Origin of the sequence: Parasphingopyxis marina, from assembly GCF_014237875.1 — a bacterium.
Taxonomy (GTDB): Bacteria; Pseudomonadota; Alphaproteobacteria; order Sphingomonadales; family Sphingomonadaceae; genus Parasphingopyxis; species Parasphingopyxis marina.
Genome location: NZ_JACJVJ010000001.1, coordinates 502,240 through 518,064, shown reverse-complemented (window position 1 = coordinate 518,064; position 15,825 = coordinate 502,240). Strand labels below are relative to the sequence as shown.

The 15,825-nt window shown below is 62.3% G+C and carries 16 protein-coding genes; 10 read left to right on the top strand and 6 right to left on the bottom strand.

The genetic code is table 11. The features are described from left to right. The first annotated feature begins 8 nt into the window (after positions 1-8). The 3 genes from H6P80_RS02630 to H6P80_RS02620 all read left to right on the top strand — a co-directional run bounded on the left by H6P80_RS02630 (position 9) and on the right by H6P80_RS02620 (position 3,584). On the top strand, positions 9-1,562 hold the full coding sequence (locus tag H6P80_RS02630) for a BCCT family transporter (protein ID WP_185799787.1): 1,554 nt from the start codon (positions 9-11) through the stop codon (positions 1,560-1,562). 121 nt (positions 1,563-1,683) lie between these two features. Beyond that, a complete protein-coding gene (locus tag H6P80_RS02625; RefSeq protein ID WP_185799786.1) occupies positions 1,684-2,826 on the top strand; it encodes a sensor histidine kinase in 1,143 nt (380 codons plus the stop codon). After that, entirely contained in the window at positions 2,826-3,584 is a 759-nt protein-coding gene (locus H6P80_RS02620; RefSeq protein ID WP_235973695.1) for a LytR/AlgR family response regulator transcription factor, read from the top strand. The genes H6P80_RS02625 and H6P80_RS02620 overlap by 1 nt, the downstream gene beginning before the upstream one ends. 57 nt (positions 3,585-3,641) lie before the next feature. Here the strand turns inward: H6P80_RS02620 and H6P80_RS02615 are convergent, their stop codons facing one another. From H6P80_RS02615 to H6P80_RS02590, 6 genes are all read right to left on the bottom strand, one after another. Next, positions 3,642-3,830: a hypothetical protein gene (locus H6P80_RS02615; RefSeq protein ID WP_185799785.1), complete on the bottom strand. Its 189-nt coding sequence runs from the start codon at positions 3,828-3,830 to the stop codon at positions 3,642-3,644. Positions 3,831-4,024: 194 nt separating this feature from the next. Then, positions 4,025-4,363, bottom strand: coding sequence for a UrcA family protein (locus H6P80_RS02610; protein WP_185799784.1), 339 nt, complete (start codon positions 4,361-4,363; stop codon positions 4,025-4,027). Positions 4,364-4,459: 96 nt separating this feature from the next. After that, the gene (locus H6P80_RS02605) at positions 4,460-4,648 is read right to left on the bottom strand and encodes a hypothetical protein (protein ID WP_185799783.1); all 189 of its coding nucleotides are present in this window, start codon (positions 4,646-4,648) and stop codon (positions 4,460-4,462) included. A gap of 17 nt (positions 4,649-4,665) precedes the next feature. Continuing rightward, on the bottom strand, positions 4,666-5,532 hold the full coding sequence (locus H6P80_RS02600; RefSeq protein WP_185799782.1) for an alpha/beta hydrolase: 867 nt from the start codon (positions 5,530-5,532) through the stop codon (positions 4,666-4,668). Between the two features lie 41 nt (positions 5,533-5,573). Then, positions 5,574-6,356 carry a transglutaminase-like domain-containing protein gene (locus H6P80_RS02595; RefSeq protein ID WP_185800947.1) on the bottom strand — a complete coding sequence of 261 codons (783 nt, stop codon included), beginning with the start codon at positions 6,354-6,356 and terminating at the stop codon, positions 5,574-5,576. A gap of 94 nt (positions 6,357-6,450) precedes the next feature. Beyond that, a complete protein-coding gene (locus H6P80_RS02590) occupies positions 6,451-7,635 on the bottom strand; it encodes a GGDEF domain-containing protein (protein ID WP_185799781.1) in 1,185 nt (394 codons plus the stop codon). A 208-nt stretch (positions 7,636-7,843) separates the two neighbouring features. Between H6P80_RS02590 and uvrA the strand changes: the two genes are divergently transcribed. From uvrA to H6P80_RS02555, 7 genes are all read left to right on the top strand, one after another. Further along, positions 7,844-10,741, top strand: coding sequence for an excinuclease ABC subunit UvrA (uvrA, locus tag H6P80_RS02585; RefSeq protein ID WP_185799780.1), 2,898 nt, complete (start codon positions 7,844-7,846; stop codon positions 10,739-10,741). A gap of 43 nt (positions 10,742-10,784) precedes the next feature. Further along, positions 10,785-11,297 carry a hypothetical protein gene (locus H6P80_RS02580; protein ID WP_185799779.1) on the top strand — a complete coding sequence of 171 codons (513 nt, stop codon included), beginning with the start codon at positions 10,785-10,787 and terminating at the stop codon, positions 11,295-11,297. A 59-nt stretch (positions 11,298-11,356) separates the two neighbouring features. After that, positions 11,357-11,878 carry a hypothetical protein gene (locus tag H6P80_RS02575; protein WP_185799778.1) on the top strand — a complete coding sequence of 174 codons (522 nt, stop codon included), beginning with the start codon at positions 11,357-11,359 and terminating at the stop codon, positions 11,876-11,878. An 11-nt stretch (positions 11,879-11,889) separates the two neighbouring features. Next, the gene (locus H6P80_RS02570; protein WP_185799777.1) at positions 11,890-12,750 is read left to right on the top strand and encodes a Kiwa anti-phage protein KwaB-like domain-containing protein; all 861 of its coding nucleotides are present in this window, start codon (positions 11,890-11,892) and stop codon (positions 12,748-12,750) included. Continuing rightward, on the top strand, positions 12,747-14,168 hold the full coding sequence (locus H6P80_RS02565) for a T6SS phospholipase effector Tle1-like catalytic domain-containing protein (protein WP_185799776.1): 1,422 nt from the start codon (positions 12,747-12,749) through the stop codon (positions 14,166-14,168). The genes H6P80_RS02570 and H6P80_RS02565 overlap by 4 nt, the downstream gene beginning before the upstream one ends. Before the next feature lie 56 nt (positions 14,169-14,224). Further along, entirely contained in the window at positions 14,225-15,148 is a 924-nt protein-coding gene (locus tag H6P80_RS02560; protein ID WP_185799775.1) for a hypothetical protein, read from the top strand. A gap of 107 nt (positions 15,149-15,255) precedes the next feature. Then, complete coding sequence (locus H6P80_RS02555) at positions 15,256-15,747, top strand: CHRD domain-containing protein (protein ID WP_185799774.1); 492 nt, start codon at positions 15,256-15,258, stop codon at positions 15,745-15,747. Positions 15,748-15,825 lie beyond the last annotated feature (78 nt).

The following is a 15,825-nucleotide window of genomic DNA, read 5'->3' as shown; positions in this document are numbered from 1 at the left end:
GGCGGCCGATGGACGACATGCCCGACAAGAGCCCGGTCGCCGGCGCCGCGATCCTGCACAGGGACGATATCCGGGGCGTTTCCGGCGGCGCGAAATATACGGTTGCGCTGTTCGTCGCCTTTACCGTGCTTTTCCCGACCATGGCGAACGACTGGTTCGCGCTGTTCCGCGACTGGATTTCGCAGACCGCGGGCTGGTTCTACAGCTTCGTCGTCACGCTGTGCCTTTTGTCCTGTATCGCCTTGCTGTTCGGCAAATGGGGGAAGATCAGGCTGGGCGGCGACATGGAGCGGCCGGAATTTTCCTGGCTCGCCTGGTCGGCAATGCTGTTCGCCGCGGGCATGGGGATCGGCCTCGTCTTCTGGTCGGTCGCCGAACCGCTGACCCATTATGCGGGCAATCCGTTTATCGGAAGCTGGTCCGAAAATACCAACGATGTCGAACATGCGCGCATGGCGATGCGGATCACCTATTTCCATTGGGGCCTGCACGCCTGGGGCCTCTATGCGATAGCCGGGCTGATCTTCGCCTATTTCTCGTTCCGCAAGAACGAGGCGCTGACGATCCGTTCCGCGCTGCGCCCGCTGATCGGCGATGCGGTCGACCGGCTGCCCGGCAAGGCGATCGACGTGGTCGCCATCGTCGCCACCGTCTTCGGCGTCGCGACCTCGCTCGGCTTCGGCGCGGCGCAGATCAATGCCGGGCTCGAACAATTGTTCGGCTTCGAGATCAGCATCACCCACCGGCTGCTGATCGTCGCCGGGATCACCGCCGTCGCCGTCTTCTCGGTCGCTTCGGGCCTCAAGCGCGGCATCAAGATCCTCTCGCTCACCAATATCTGGCTCGCCGCGCTGATCCTAGCCGTGACATTGGCGTTCGCGCCGCTGGAGCCGATCTTGCGCAACCTGACCCTGCGCATCGGCGACTATCTGTGGAGCCTGCCCTCGCTCACCCTGGCCACGGCGGCGGACAATAGCGGCTGGTCCGCGGCCTGGACGACCTTCTACTGGGGCTGGTGGATCAGCTGGACGCCGTTCGTCGGCCTGTTCATCGCGCGGATTTCGCGCGGGCGCACGATCCGCGAATTCGTCTGCGGCGTGCTGCTGATCCCGACCGTCGTCACCTTTGTCTGGCTTTCGATCATGGGCGGCGCGGCCTTTTCGGTCGCGCGCGCCGAACCGGACATCATCGCGCTCGCCCAGCAATCGCCGGGGCTCTCGCTCTATACGATGATCGAGGCGGTACAGCCCGGCTCCATCGCTACCGCGGTCGCCGCCATCGCCACGATCCTGGTCGCCCTGTTCTTCGTGACGAGCGCGGATTCCGGCACGCTGGTCGTCACCACGCTGCAGGCGGGCGGCGATACCGATCCGCCGCTGGCCGAACGCGTGCAATGGGGCATCGCCATCGGCGCGGTCGCCGCGGCGCTGCTGCTCGCGGGCGGGCTCGGCGCGCTGCAGGCGATTGCCATCGCCGCCGCGCTGCCCTTTTCCGTCGTTCTCGTCGCGATGATCGCGGGGCTGTTCGTCGCGCTGCGCAAGGACAGGCCGCCACCGGCTTGAAAACGCCCGAAAATGCCGCTCGAAACGCGAACGGCATGTCCCATCGACAAAAAGCCGCGCGCGTTCGACTGGCAGCGCGGCGGTTAGGCGACGATTCGGTCCGATGTGGTTAGAAGGCCCTATGGACAATGCGCATCCCGAATCGGTGAGAAGCGTCAATGTGGACCGGCAGATCGGGATGATCTCGATCGTCGGCTTCTGGGCCTTCTACTTTACCGTGATCACCATCCGAGCCGCGGTGTTCGGCTGGGAGGGCCAGCTGGGCATGCTCGCCTATCGCGTGGTCGTGACGCTGTTCGCGATCTTCCTCACCTATTTGCTGTTCCTGTTCCTCGAACGCTTTGCCGACCGGCCGCTGCGGTGGCGGATTCCGATCGCCTTTGCCTCGGCGCTGCCCGTGGCCGCCGCGATCGCCGCCTTCAATGCGCTGATCTTCGAGGTCGCCGATCCGATGAACCTGTTCTCGGGCGAGGAATGGGAGGTCGAGCGCCAGCAGATGCAGCAGATGCTGGAGATGGATCCCTATGCCCAATACCGGATCTTCGTCGAACAGGTGATGTCGCGCTATTTCGTCGTGATCGCCTGGTCGCTGCTCTACATGGCGCTCGGCTACGCCCAGATCGTGCGCCGTGCCGAACGCCGCGCCGCGATCTTCGCGCAGGAGGCGCAAACCGCGCAGCTCCGCGCGCTGCGCTACCAGGTCAATCCGCATTTCCTGTTCAATACCTTGAACGTCCTCTCCTCGCTCGTCATGCGCGACCGGCGCGACGAGGCCGAGCAGATGATCCTCAACCTTTCGACCTTCTACCGCACCAGCCTGACCGCGGAACCCGCCGACGATGTCTCGCTGGAAGAGGAAATCCGCCTGCAGCAGCTCTATCTCGATATCGAGGCGGTGCGTTTCCCCGAACGGCTGAAGGTCGAGATCGAGGTCCCCAAGGAACTCAACGGCTGCTGCGTGCCGGCGCTGATCCTCCAGCCGATCGTCGAAAACGCGCTGAAATACGGTGTTTCGCGCGTCCGCCGGCCGGTGACAATCGCGATCCGGGCAAAAGAGGCCGAGGGCAAGCTCATCATCACCATCGCCGACGATGGCGATCCGATGCCGGCGGACGGGCCGCACGGCACCGGCGTGGGCCTCGGCAATGTCCGCGACCGTCTGGAAGCCCGGTATGGCGAGGATTCCTCGGCCACCTGGGGTCCGCGCCCCGAAGGCGGATTTGCGGTACGCCTCGAAATGCCTATCAACAGGGAAAGTTGCTGATGCAGGACACGCTCGTCATGGCCGATACGAAACCCTTGCGCACCCTGCTCGTCGACGACGAGCCGCTCGCGATCGAACGCATGCAGATATTGTGCGCGCGCACCGAGGGGCTGGACCTGATCGGCACGGCGCAGGACGGCGAGAGCGCGCTGCGCCTCGTCGAAGCGCTGCAGCCCGAGCTGCTGCTGCTCGACATCGCGATGCCCGGCATGGACGGGATGGAGGTCGCCCGCGCGCTCGAACATGCGACGCTGAAACCCGCGATCATCTTCGTCACCGCGTTCGACCAGTTCGCGGTCGAGGCGTTCGACGTCGCCGCGGTCGATTATCTCCTCAAGCCCGTCGCGCAGGAGCGGCTCGAAAAGGCGCTGACGCGGGTTACCGAGCAGATCCGCGAAAAGGCCGAAGAGGCCGAGGAATCCACGCCCTGGACCGAGGAATTCTGGGTGCCGCACCGTTCCGAAGTGATCCGCGTCGCGGCCGAGGATATCGATCGGATCGAGGCCGAACGCGATTATATGCGCCTCCATATCGGCGAGCGCAGCTATCTGCTCCACCAGACGATCAGCAACCTGGAGGACCGGCTCGATCCCGCACGCTTCATCCGCGTCCACCGTTCGGCGATCCTCAACCGCGAGCGCATCGCCAAGCTGCGCCATGACGGCCAGGGCGGCTGGTATGCCGAAATGGCCGATGCTTCCGAAGTGCGGATCGGGCGGACCTACCTGAAAAAGGTCAAGCAGATCGCCGGCAAGTAACGCCCGGCTTGGGGGCGAGAGCGCGGCAGGGCGCGGCGCTCCCGCCCCCAATTGGCGTTATTCGGGATTGATGGTCGGTTCGCGCATCAGATAGTCGCCGGTGATATTCCGGATATTCGGATACACGGTCGTGGCGATTTCCTCGCCGGCGGCCTCGTTCGCCGCGCCCCATTCGCGCATGAACGCCTGGTAACGCGCCTGGTTGGGCGCCAGATCGGCGGTGTTGGCAAAGGTCGTGACCAGCATCAGGTTGAAGTCGCCGCTATTGGCCAGATCGCTGATATAGATCGCATAATCCTGAATATGGCCGTGCGGGCAAGATGCTCGAAAAAGACGATTTTTCTCGCCGAAACAAAGAACCCCCGGACGGTTTCCCGTCCGGGGGCATTGCCTGGGCCCTTGATAGGGGCTGGAGGGCCCTGGGAGCAATTGGGTTGCGCCTAGCGGGTGGCGATCACACCGTCCGCCGCGGGGGCTTCGGCGATCTGGCTGAGCTGCCGCATCGCCGAGGCGCGGGCATCTTCCTGGCACGCACGGATCGCCGGCGCTTCGGCGAGGCGCTGCGGGCTGACCGTACCGCACACCTGGCGGGCGGCGCGATCGATCCGCTGCGAAAGTTCGCGATAGCCGGCGGCCGAACCGACATTATAGATGCCGGTGTTGATCGCGACGCTCTGAGTTTCTCCGGTTTCGGTTCCCGCGAAAGCCGGGGCGGCGGTGAACGCCGTGGTGGCACCGGCCATACCGATGGCGGCGACAGCGAAAGCAAATTTCTTCATCGTTTCAAACTCCTGAACCTTGGCCCTTCGGGACCATCCCGAAAGATCCTTTGACGGGCGGCTGCCGGGTTTCCCGGTCTTGCCGTCTGGGGCCATTTATAAGCCGAAGATGACAGTTGTTCGCGCGCGGATCGACAATCGCGGCCAGCGGAGCGTCCAATCGACGAACGGCATCCCGGCGTCGATCAAGGCGGCGGTCAGGCGGCGGAAAGCGACGGTTCGCAGCGCTTCGTCGAAGCCATTTGTCGGGATTGGAGGGCGGGCTGGCGCGGCGACGTTGCGCAAGCAACGTTCTGACAAATTTACAGTGACCGCACGAAGGCCGTGATATCGTCGAGCGAGGGCGCCGAACCCCGGGTCCAGCGGGACAGCGCGGTCATGATCCGGATATGGCCGATACCGGCATAGCTGCGCAGCGTCACCGGCACCCCCGCCGCTTCCAGCCGCGCGGCAAGACGCTCGGAATGAAAGGGCCGCACCGTCTCGTCGGCATCGCCATGGAGGAGGAGCGCGGGGGGATCGCCGGCATCGGCGAAGTTGATCGGCTGGGTCGCGGCCAGATCGGTCGCATTGCCGAACGCGCCGCGCGTCGCGGGCGTATCGAGCGGAAGGAAATCATAGGGCCCGGCCATGCCGACCCAGCCCGCGATCGCACGGTGGCCGGCTTCGCCGAGCCAGCGCCCGTCCATCGCGAGCAGCCCGGCGATATGCGCGCCCGCGCTATGGCCGACGAGCACGAGCCGCCCCGGATCGCCGCCGCGCGCGCGGATATTCGCTTCCGTCCAGAGCACGGCCGCGGCGGCATCCTCGACGAAATCGGGAAAGGGATGATCGGGCGCGAGCCGGTAATTGGCGACCACGGTGACGAAGCCCCGCGCCGCAAAGGCGCGCCCGGCAAAGGCATAACCGGCCTTGTCGCCGCTCCGCCAGCCGCCGCCATGCAGGAAGACGATGACCGGAAGCGCGGCATCGGCATCCACCCCTTGCGGGGCATAGATATCGAGCCGCTGGCGCGCGTCCCGGCCATAGGCGATGTCGCGCGCCACCTGCTCCGACCCGGCATCCTTGGGCACCATCCAGTTGAACAGCATCAGCCGGTCGGCGGTGAACGCCATGACCGCGCCCGCCGCGATGACGAGCAGGATGAGGAGGAGGAGAAGGCGCAGCATGATCGCCGGTTAGCCCAGCCGCACGGGAATTGTCGATATCGTCAGTCGATCCGCTCTACCGTCACCTGCTGCTCGTTGAGGTCCGCCCGGCCGAAGATCGTCATGAAGGCGATATCGGTCGCGTCGCGGCCGACGATGATCGGCACCAGGCCTTCGACGGGCGCGAGGCGGCTCGGGTCGACGATATGCCAGCTGCCGCCCAGCCATACTTCGACGACCGCGTGGAAATCCTGGGGCTGCAAATTCCAGGCATAGGCCGACATCATCCGCGCCGGGATGCCCGCCGCCCGGGAGAAGGAAATCAGCAGGTGCGCATAATCGCGGCAGATGCCGTCGCGCGAGATGAAGGTATCGACGGCGCTCGTCGCGGCGGTGCTGGCGCCGGGAACATAGTCGAGCTGTCTTTCGATCCAGTCGGCCATGGCGAGGATCTTGTCGCCGCCCATCTTGTCGCCGAACACCTTGGCGACGAAGCTCTCGAACCGGTCGGACTGGCAATAGCGACTGGGCCAGATGAAGGGCACCGTCTCGGGGGGCAGCTCGTGATAGGCATGTTGCGGCAGGCCGGCGATATCGGGCGGCGTCCGCTCGACCTCGACGGTCGCGTGATAATCGGCGCGGAAATGCCCGGCGCCGCGCGTCCAGGTGCGGCGGCCATAGCCTTCCCCGGCGTGAAAGGGATGAAGCTCCGAGCCGGTCGACACCGTCATCCGACCCTCGATGACATTCTGCGCGGGCCCGTCGGGCGCGGCCTCGATCTGCAACAGAACATCGGCCTCGGCATGGACCGTGTAGTCGAGCAGGGCGTGGATCGAGAGGCGCATGATATCCGAATCGGTTAACCGGGGGACGAAAGCCAATGCCCGGCGCATGAAGCAAGCCGCGGCCCGGCGCAACCGCCCCGCCCGTCTCGTGCGATCAGAGGCCCTTCTCTTCCCGCGCCCGGTACATCGCTTCGTCGGCGCGGACGATGGCGTCGTCCAGCGCGTCGTCCGCGCCCCAGACGGCAAGGCCGATCGATGCGCTGACCGCGACCCCGTCTATGCCGAGCCGGCCGCCGGCCAGTGCGACAGCCTCGCCGATCCGCCCGCTTACCGCTTCGGCCTCTTCGCGCGAGGATGCCGTCATCGCGACGAGGAATTCCTCGCCGCCCCAGCGTGCGCACAGCGCATGGCCGCCACAGGCTTCGGCCAGCGCTTCGGCGGCGAGTTGCAGCACGCCATCGCCCACGACATGGCCGAATTCGTCGTTCACCCGGTGAAATTCGTCGATATCGGCGAGCAGCAGATAGACGGCGTCGGTCTGCCCGGCCGCCGCGCGCAGCTTCATCGCCCGGTGCTGGAAGGCGCGGCGGTTATAGAGGCCGGTCAGGCTGTCTTCCTCGGACAGGCGCTCTGCGGTCTCCAGCGCCTCGGCCAGCCTTTTGTTGGCGGAGCCGAGATCGGCGGCAAGCCGCTCATTCTCGATCCCCACGCGGATATGGGCGCGGACGCTTCGTCCCTGCCGCCAGCCATAATAGGCCATGGCGAAAAGATAGCCGGTCATGCCGATCGCCGGCACCGGGCCGATCGCAGGGATGCTGAGCAGCAGGGGGGCGAGCGCGCTGATGCCGAAAAAGCCGAGCGACAGGAACATCGCGCGCGGCCGCATCACGATCGCGATCGTCAATATGCCCACCGAGACGAGCGTGGCGATGATGAGTATCTGGGCGGCGAGATCGCCGGCGATATCGCCGCCGACCGGCCAGATGAACAGGCCCCAGGAGAAACCGTTCAGCGCCATCGTCCCGTCGAAGCGCCGCAACAGCCCGGCCGGCGACCGGCCTTCGGCGACGGCGGCAAGGATGCGTTGGCAGGCGAGATAGTTGGCCGCCATGAAGGCGATGCGCAGCGCGACAATCGGCACGAACCACAGCGCCTTGGACGAGAAATAGGCGGTGAGCGCGATGACGATGATGCCGAATATCCCGGCAAGCACCGACGATTTTTCATGCTCGGCCAGCGAAACGGCAACCGCCGACGATACCGCCGATTCAAGAGCGGTATCGTCGATATGCGCGTCCGGCCCCGCAAGGCCGCGCCTTATCGCGGTCGGCAATTTCATCGTGCCTCCCCCGCTCCCCCGTTGTCCCCCGCACAAAGCCGTAGGGGCACGGGGTAAACAGCCATTTAAAGCCGTCGAGAATTGTTTCGGATCCGCAACGCACCGAACCCTTGCCATTTGCAGGGCGGCCACACATGTCGGCAGCCTGCCCGGATCGCGCCGGATTCGGGCTTGCGCGAACAGAACAAATCTGGAACAAACCTTTCCCATGAGTCTCTCGAAAATCAGCGTGCGCGGCGCGCGCGAGCATAATCTCAAGGGCGTCGATATCGACCTGCCCCGCGACACGATGATCGTGATCACGGGGCTTTCGGGCTCCGGCAAATCGAGCCTGGCCTTCGACACCATCTATGCCGAGGGCCAGCGGCGCTATGTCGAGAGCCTGTCGGCCTATGCCCGGCAATTCCTCGAAATGATGCAGAAGCCGGACGTCGAGCATATCGAAGGGCTCAGCCCGGCGATCTCGATCGAGCAGAAGACGACGAGCCGCAATCCGCGCTCCACCGTCGCGACGGTTACCGAGATCTACGATTATATGCGGCTGCTCTGGGCGCGGGCGGGCATTCCCTACAGCCCCGCGACCGGCGAGCCGATTTCCGCCCAGACCGTCAGCCAGATGGTCGACCGGGTGATGGCGCTCGAAGAGGGCACGCGCTTCTATCTGCTCGCGCCGGTCGTGCGGGGTCGCAAGGGCGAATATCGCAAGGAAATCGCCGAGTGGCAGAAGGCGGGCTTTACGCGCGTCCGCGTCGATGGCGAGTTCTACGATATCGAGGACGCGCCGAAGCTCGACAAGAAATTCAAGCATGACATCGAGGTCGTGGTCGACCGGCTGGTCGTGCGGGAAGGCATGGAGACGCGGCTGGCGGACAGCTTCGAGACCGCGATCCGGCTCGCCGACGGCCTCGCCTATGTCGACCTGGCCGACGGGACGGTGCCGGGGCGCGAACCGGACGAGGACGGCAGCGGCAAGCTGAAGGGCGCGGGCCTGCCCGACAACCGCATCGTCTTCTCGGAGAAATTCGCCTGCCCGGTTTCCGGCTTCACCATTTCGGAGATCGAGCCGCGGCTCTTTTCCTTCAACGCGCCGCAGGGCGCCTGCCCGGCCTGCGACGGACTGGGCGAGAAGCTGGAGTTCGACGAGGAGCTGGTGGTCCCCAATCCCGAGCTCAGCCTGAAAAAGGGCGCGGTCGTTCCCTGGGCCAAGTCCAACCCGCCCTCGCCCTATTATATGCAGGTGCTCGCCAGCATCGCGAAGCATTTCGAATTCTCGCTCGACACGCCGTTCGGCGAGCTGCGCGAGGAGCATCGCGACGTCATCCTGCACGGCACCCAGGGCCTGCCGATCACCCTCAGCTTCAAGGACGGGCGCAAGAGCTATGACGTGCGCAAGCCGTTCGAGGGCGTGATCGGCAATCTCAATCGCCGGATGATGCAGACGGAGAGCGCCTGGATGCGCGAGGAGCTGTCGAAATTCCAGACCGCCGCGCCGTGCGAAGTGTGCGGCGGCGCGCGGCTCAAGCCCGAGGCGCTGGCGGTGAAGATCGCGGCCGAGGACATCTCGATGAGCGCCCGCCGCCCGGTCGGCAAGGCGCTCGCCTGGTTCGAGGCGCTGCCCGAGAAACTCAACCCCACCCAGCTCCAGATCGCGACCCCGATCCTCAAGGAGATCGTCGAGCGGCTGGGCTTCCTCAACAATGTCGGCCTCGACTATCTGAACCTCGACCGCTCCTCCGGCACGCTCTCGGGCGGCGAGAGCCAGCGCATCCGGCTCGCCAGCCAGATCGGCAGCGGCCTGTCGGGCGTGCTCTATGTGCTCGACGAACCCAGTATCGGCCTGCACCAGCGCGACAATGACCGGCTGCTCGCCACGCTGAAGCGCCTGCGCGATCTCGGCAACACGGTGATCGTCGTCGAGCATGACGAGGACGCGATCCGCCATGCCGACCATATCGTCGATATGGGCCCGGGCGCCGGCGTCCATGGCGGCGAGGTCGTCGCGCAGGGGACGCTCAAGCAGATCCTCAAATCGAAGAAGAGCCTCACCGCGCAATATCTGAACGGCGAGCGCGAAATCGCGGTGCCGAAGAAACGCCGCAAGGGCACGGGGAAGAAGATCACCGTCAAGGGCGCCACCGCCAACAATCTCCACGGCATCAGCGCGTCGATCCCCCTCGGCACCTTTACCTGCGTCACCGGGCTGTCGGGATCGGGCAAATCGACCTTCACCATCGACACGCTCTATGCGGCCGCCGCGCGCACGCTGAACGGCGCCCGCGTCGTCGCCGGCAAGCATGACAAGCTCGAAGGCCTCGAATTTCTCGACAAGGTCATCGATATCGACCAGTCGCCGATCGGCCGCACCCCGCGTTCCAACCCGGCCACCTATACCGGCGCGTTCACGACGATCCGCGACTGGTTCGCCGGGCTCCCCGAGAGCCAGGCGCGCGGCTACAAGCCCGGCCGCTTCAGCTTCAACGTCAAGGGCGGCCGCTGCGAGGCGTGCCAGGGCGACGGCGTGCTCAAGATCGAAATGCACTTCCTGCCGGACGTCTATGTCGAGTGCGACGTCTGCCACGGCGCGCGCTACAATCGCGAAACCTTGGAGGTGAAGTTCAAGGGCAAGAGCATCGCCGACGTGCTCGACATGACGGTCGAGGATGCGCATGAATTCTTCAAGGCCGTGCCGCCGATCCGGGACCGGATGGCGATGCTGGAACAGGTCGGGCTCGGCTATATCAAGGTCGGCCAGCAGGCGACCACCCTGTCGGGCGGCGAAGCCCAGCGCGTGAAGCTCTCGAAAGAGCTTTCCAAGCGCGCCACCGGCAACACCCTCTATATCCTCGACGAGCCGACCACGGGCCTGCACTTCGAGGATGTCCGCAAGCTGCTGGAGGTGCTCCACACCTTGGTCGAGCAGGGCAATACGGTGGTGGTGATCGAGCATAATCTCGACGTCATCAAGACCGCCGACCATATCCTCGATCTCGGCCCCGAAGGCGGCGACAAGGGCGGCAGGATCGTCGCGCAAGGCACGCCGGAAGAGGTCGCGAAAACCAAGGGCAGTTTTACGGGCGAATATTTGAAGGATATGCTGGCGAAATAGGGCGCGAAACAGAGGGCGCGCCGCCACAGGGGGGAATGACGGCATGAACTTGCGCAAGGTTTTCGCTTGGCTGATCGGGATCAGCCTGTTTTTCGGGGTGATGATCGGCTGGGTCGCGCCGCTCGCCTTCCCGCCCATCGCGCAGGTCGCCCAGCCGATCGTGTGCGCGGGCGGCGAGCTGAGCCAGGATGTGATCCGCGGCGAGTCCGCCAACGAGGTCACCTATAACAGCGCGTTCGTATGCTATCGCGACGGGCAGGAAGCGGAGGACGTGACGGCCAGCGCGATCCTCACCGCCATCGGCATCTACAGCCTGATCACCTTTTTGCTGTTGTTTTTCTTCGGCCTGCGCGCGCTGCGCGGCCAGACGGCACGGATGCGCGAGGCGATCCGCGCGATCGGCGATCCGCGCATCCGCATGGAGGGCCGGACGATCGACATGCAGGACGCCGACCTCCCCGCCAAGCTCGACGCCCTCTCCACCCTGCGCACCCAGGGGCTGATCGACGAAGCAAGCTATGAGCGGATGGTCGCCGAGGCGCGGCGGAAGGGCTAGGGGAGACGAAGGGGAGTTTTACGGGGGAGTATTTGAAGGCTATGCTGAAGTAGAACAAAATGCTTGGCTTTATTTCTCGGTTTTTATTTACGTCTACGGCGATAGCTCCCGTAGCGATAGTTTATGCCTATGCCTTATCAATATCAGGAGAAAAACGGGCCGCCCTGATTTTGCTTTTAGCTGCAATCGTACTGACTTTAACTGCCCTTATATATATTTCGCTTATTCGAGCAAAATTATCAAGAAAGAAGGTGAAATTCACATATGCAGAAACGGCAGATCAGGAAAATATCGCATTTCTATTGCTATACATATCTCCACTTTTTACAAGTCCCGCAGATAGTTTAAATTATTCTATAGCAATACCAGTAGTTATACTCTTTCTAATAGTTGTTATGAGTGGAAATAATTATCATTTTAACCCACTTCTGAATATATTTAAGTGGCATTTTTATAAGGTGGCCACTCCAGATAACGTGGCAAGAGTCCTCATTACTCGTAGATCGATTCGAAACGTAGTTGATACAATTGAAGTGGTGTCATTGAGCGACTATGTAATCATGGAAGTGAAGGAGAGATAGGGGAGAGAAAATTGGGCAACTTATACGGGCTAATCGGTCCTCGCGGCATAGCAGAAGTTCGATTGATGCAGGTTGATGGCGCTGTCCAGCAGAGTCTGAACGATCTATTTCCGATATATGAAGAGCAGTTTCTTGAAGGCATTGAGGAAACCGTCGGATTTGATGGCGGGTATAACCCCGATCAACATCAAATTGTAGATATGCCGATGATTGAGGAAATGGGGGATGTTGTCCAACAAATAGCTCAGGGAGCCATTGGTCGAGATCCATTTCGACCGAATGAAACGCCCATTGAAGATATACGAGCCCTTGTCTGGTGCCCAGAAGAAGTCGCGAATGAACGGTATTTGGTTCAGAATTTTACTCGCGCCCAAGCCCTAACTCGGAAAGCACCACTGTTTTTTAATGGGGAAACCTTCTCTAAGTTGGAGGAGCCGTCGCTGTTAATAGCGCCTAAAATCGACGCAATCATGCAGCGAGGGCATGTGCAGTTCAAGAAATTTAATGTTTTAAAACAAGTATTTAATTTATTTGAGATATATCGAGAAGCTACGGATGCGGATATAATTGCATTTGCAGATAATCATCCAGTTGATTTGGGAAATCTCGAGGATTTTTGTGAAAATGCAAATCAAACGGCAAGGAAACTGATTTTTTCCATTTCCAGGGCCGGAGTAATTGCGGAGCGGCCAGCTCAAGACGTGCAAGAACTTGCAGCACAAATGGAGCTAGAAATTCAGGTAGAACGAGGGAGAATTGTTCTGCCCGAAGGAAGGGACCTTATCACCGTTCTCAAATTTCTCGATAACGGCATCTATCGCTCGCCGATTACAAATGATCGCTGGATGGCAAATTCGAGGCGAAGATTATGAGGCGCATAGCTTTTTGCTTTGATGGTACGTGGAACAAGATTGATGGCGCGTATCCAACCAACGTAGCGCGAGTTAGCCAATCGATTAGCCGCCGAGATCCCGAGGGCAATCCGCAGATAATCCACTATGATGAAGGTGTTGGTACAACAAGAACAGCTCGACTGACAGGTGGGATTTTTGGCCACGGCCTAAAAGATAATGTCATTGAGGCATATCATTTTTTAGTTCTGAACTATGAACCCGGCGATGAAATTTATGTTTTTGGTTTTTCTAGAGGGGCATTTACTGCACGCTCATTTGTGGGACTGGTTAGGAACTGTGGTATAGTATCTCGCCGCTCTCTCCATCACATCCGAGCAGCTTTCAACTTATATTTGAGTCGCGACAAAGAAGCCTCTCCAGGTTCAGAACTCGCTCGCCAGTTCCGTTTCGAACACTGCCCTATGCTGTGCTTGCCCGGCGACAAGGCATGGAGGAAGAAAGCTCACGATTATGAAGGCACAGATCATGATGTTGATCTGGCGATAAAATACGTTGGAGTTTGGGACACTGTTGGGGCACTAGGGATCCCCAACAATCTGAGATTGTTACGGTTTTTGAATAAAAAGTATCAGTTTCATGACACTGCACTGAGTTCATTCGTGAAAAGAGCTCGGCATGCAGTGGCAGCGGATGAAAAGCGCAAAACTTTTGAACCAAGCCTATGGAGCAATCTGGCAGACCTGAATGCAGCGTCAGATAGCGGCAATCGATACGAACAGATTATTTTTCCGGGCACCCATTCCGCGGTTGGTGGCGGTGGCCCAGTTCGAGGACTGTCGGACGCGGCACTAGAATGGATCTTTAATGCCGCGAGGCGAGAAGGACTAGCTTTTGATGTTGATTCGCAATCCCCACTTTATGATTTGAAGCCGAACCATCGGGCGCAGCTGTTCAACGCTAATGGAAAGCTTGATTGGAGTTGGAAAGATAGGTTGGTAGGAGTTGGCTTAGGCGACCGCCATTTCACCGGGATAGACCGCACAGATTTTCATAAATCTCTAGTGCGGCGCTTTCACACTGATGCGAAAAATCTACCAGAAGTTCAGAAATATCGCCCTCCTTCTTTGAAAGAATTTTGGCCTGCACTTGAAGAGATGAAGCAAGAGACTGAAATCGAGATTTCTCAAGCGCTATTAGAAACGAAATCCCTGTGGGACGATCGGAACCTACGGGTTCCGGACAAGGTTCGGTCGTATGTAATCAAGCCGGGCGATACGGCCCAAAAGATCGCTACCGCCGAAATGAACGGCCCGGAAGACGCAGCCATCTTGTTGCTGCACAATCTCAACATCGGAGCACTCTTCGACCCCGATGAGCTCTATGTCGGCGTAAAGATTGAGCTTCCCACCTATTCCGAATTGGAGAAGGCCAGTTAACAGTACAAAATCCTATTTCCTTGCAATGTTGGAGATCATCTGACTTATCCTGTCGGATGACGACCCCCGAGAATCAGCATCGCCCGGACGCCGCCGGACCGGCCGCTTCCTCCCCTCCGCGCCAATTGCCGGACGCCCTCCCCGCTCGCGCTTCGCCCGTCGATCCGGGCTGGACGCCGCCGCGCATCCGCTATTTCCTCAGCCGCCTCGCCGATACCGGCAATGTGCTGGGCGTGTGCCGGGAGATGGGGCTGTCGCGCCAGTCGGTCTATGCGCTGCGCGCGCGCGACACGGCGTTCGAGCGGGCCTGGCAGGGGGCGATGCTGCGGCACCGCGATGCGCTGGTCGATCTGTGCCTGGAACGGGCGATGGTCGGCGTGACCGAGGAGGTGGTGATCGACGGCCAGCTGGCCGAGCGGACCAAGCCCGACGGCGTGATGCTGCGCCACATGCTGGCCCGGGCGGACCGGCGCTGCGACGACGATCGGCTCGCCGCCCGGCCGCTGCAGCAGTCCGAACGGCATTTCGAGGCTTTGCTCGATTGCCTCGATCCGCCCGAGAGCGACGGGAGGAACGGTGGGGCGGACGGCGGCCAGGAAGCGCCGGCGGTGGACCGGGAGATGCTGCTCGCCGAGATCGCCGCCAGCGCGCAGTGGGACTGGAAGGAGGGGCAGCCCTTTGTCGCCCCGGCGGAAGGGCCGTGCGGCTATGCCGGCGACGAAGAGGCGCTCGAGGCGCTGATCGCCTATAAGCGCATCATGGCGACCCCGCCCGAAGAGGTGGATATCGCCGATCTCGATCCGGCCGAGGCGGAGGAATGGAGCGGGGAGCAATGGCTGCGCGCCGAACGCAGCGGGCTGGCCGACCGGATGTATGAGGATGACGATGAGGCGGTTGCCGACTGGGAGGATAGCGACTGGGAGGATCGCGACGGGGAGGATCGCAACGGCAGGGGCCTGGCGGGCGGCGAAGACCCCTGACCTGTGTCAACCAGTGTCAACCGGGCCGCCCTCGCCACAAGGCCTCTAGCCAAAGCCCGCGCCGCCCCCTAATCCCGGGCGGCAGGGGCAGTGAGGAGACCAATATCATGCCCCGCCTATCCCGCATCGCGCTTTTCCCTGCCGCCCTTCCGCTGCCCTGCGCGGCGCTTGCCGGGGCGCTGGCCGGGGCGCTGGCGCTCACGGCCTGCGCGACGATCGCCGATACCGTCGGCGAAACCTATACGACCGGGCTTTCCGGCGGGCAGGAGGTGCCGGGGCCCGATGGCGTTCGGGGCGACCCCGACGGATCGGGCACCGCACGGATCACCGCCGACGCGACCACCAACAATATCTGCTTCGCCTTGACGGTGCAGGCGATTTCCCAGCCGACCGCCGCGCATATCCATCGCGGCGCGCGCGGGGAGGCCGGGCCGCCGGTGCTAACGCTGGATCCGCCGCTGAACGGCCGCTCCTCGCGCTGCTACAGCGTGGAACGCACGCTCGCCGCGGCGATCATCGCCAATCCGGCCGGCTATTATGTCAACGTGCATACGGCCGACTATCCCGGCGGCGCGGTCCGCGGGCAGCTTTCGCGCTAGGGCGGCGGGATTCGTTCGATCGCCGGACCCGGCCCTGCGGCGGGGCGCCGCACGGGCCGGAATCCTTTTGATTGCACT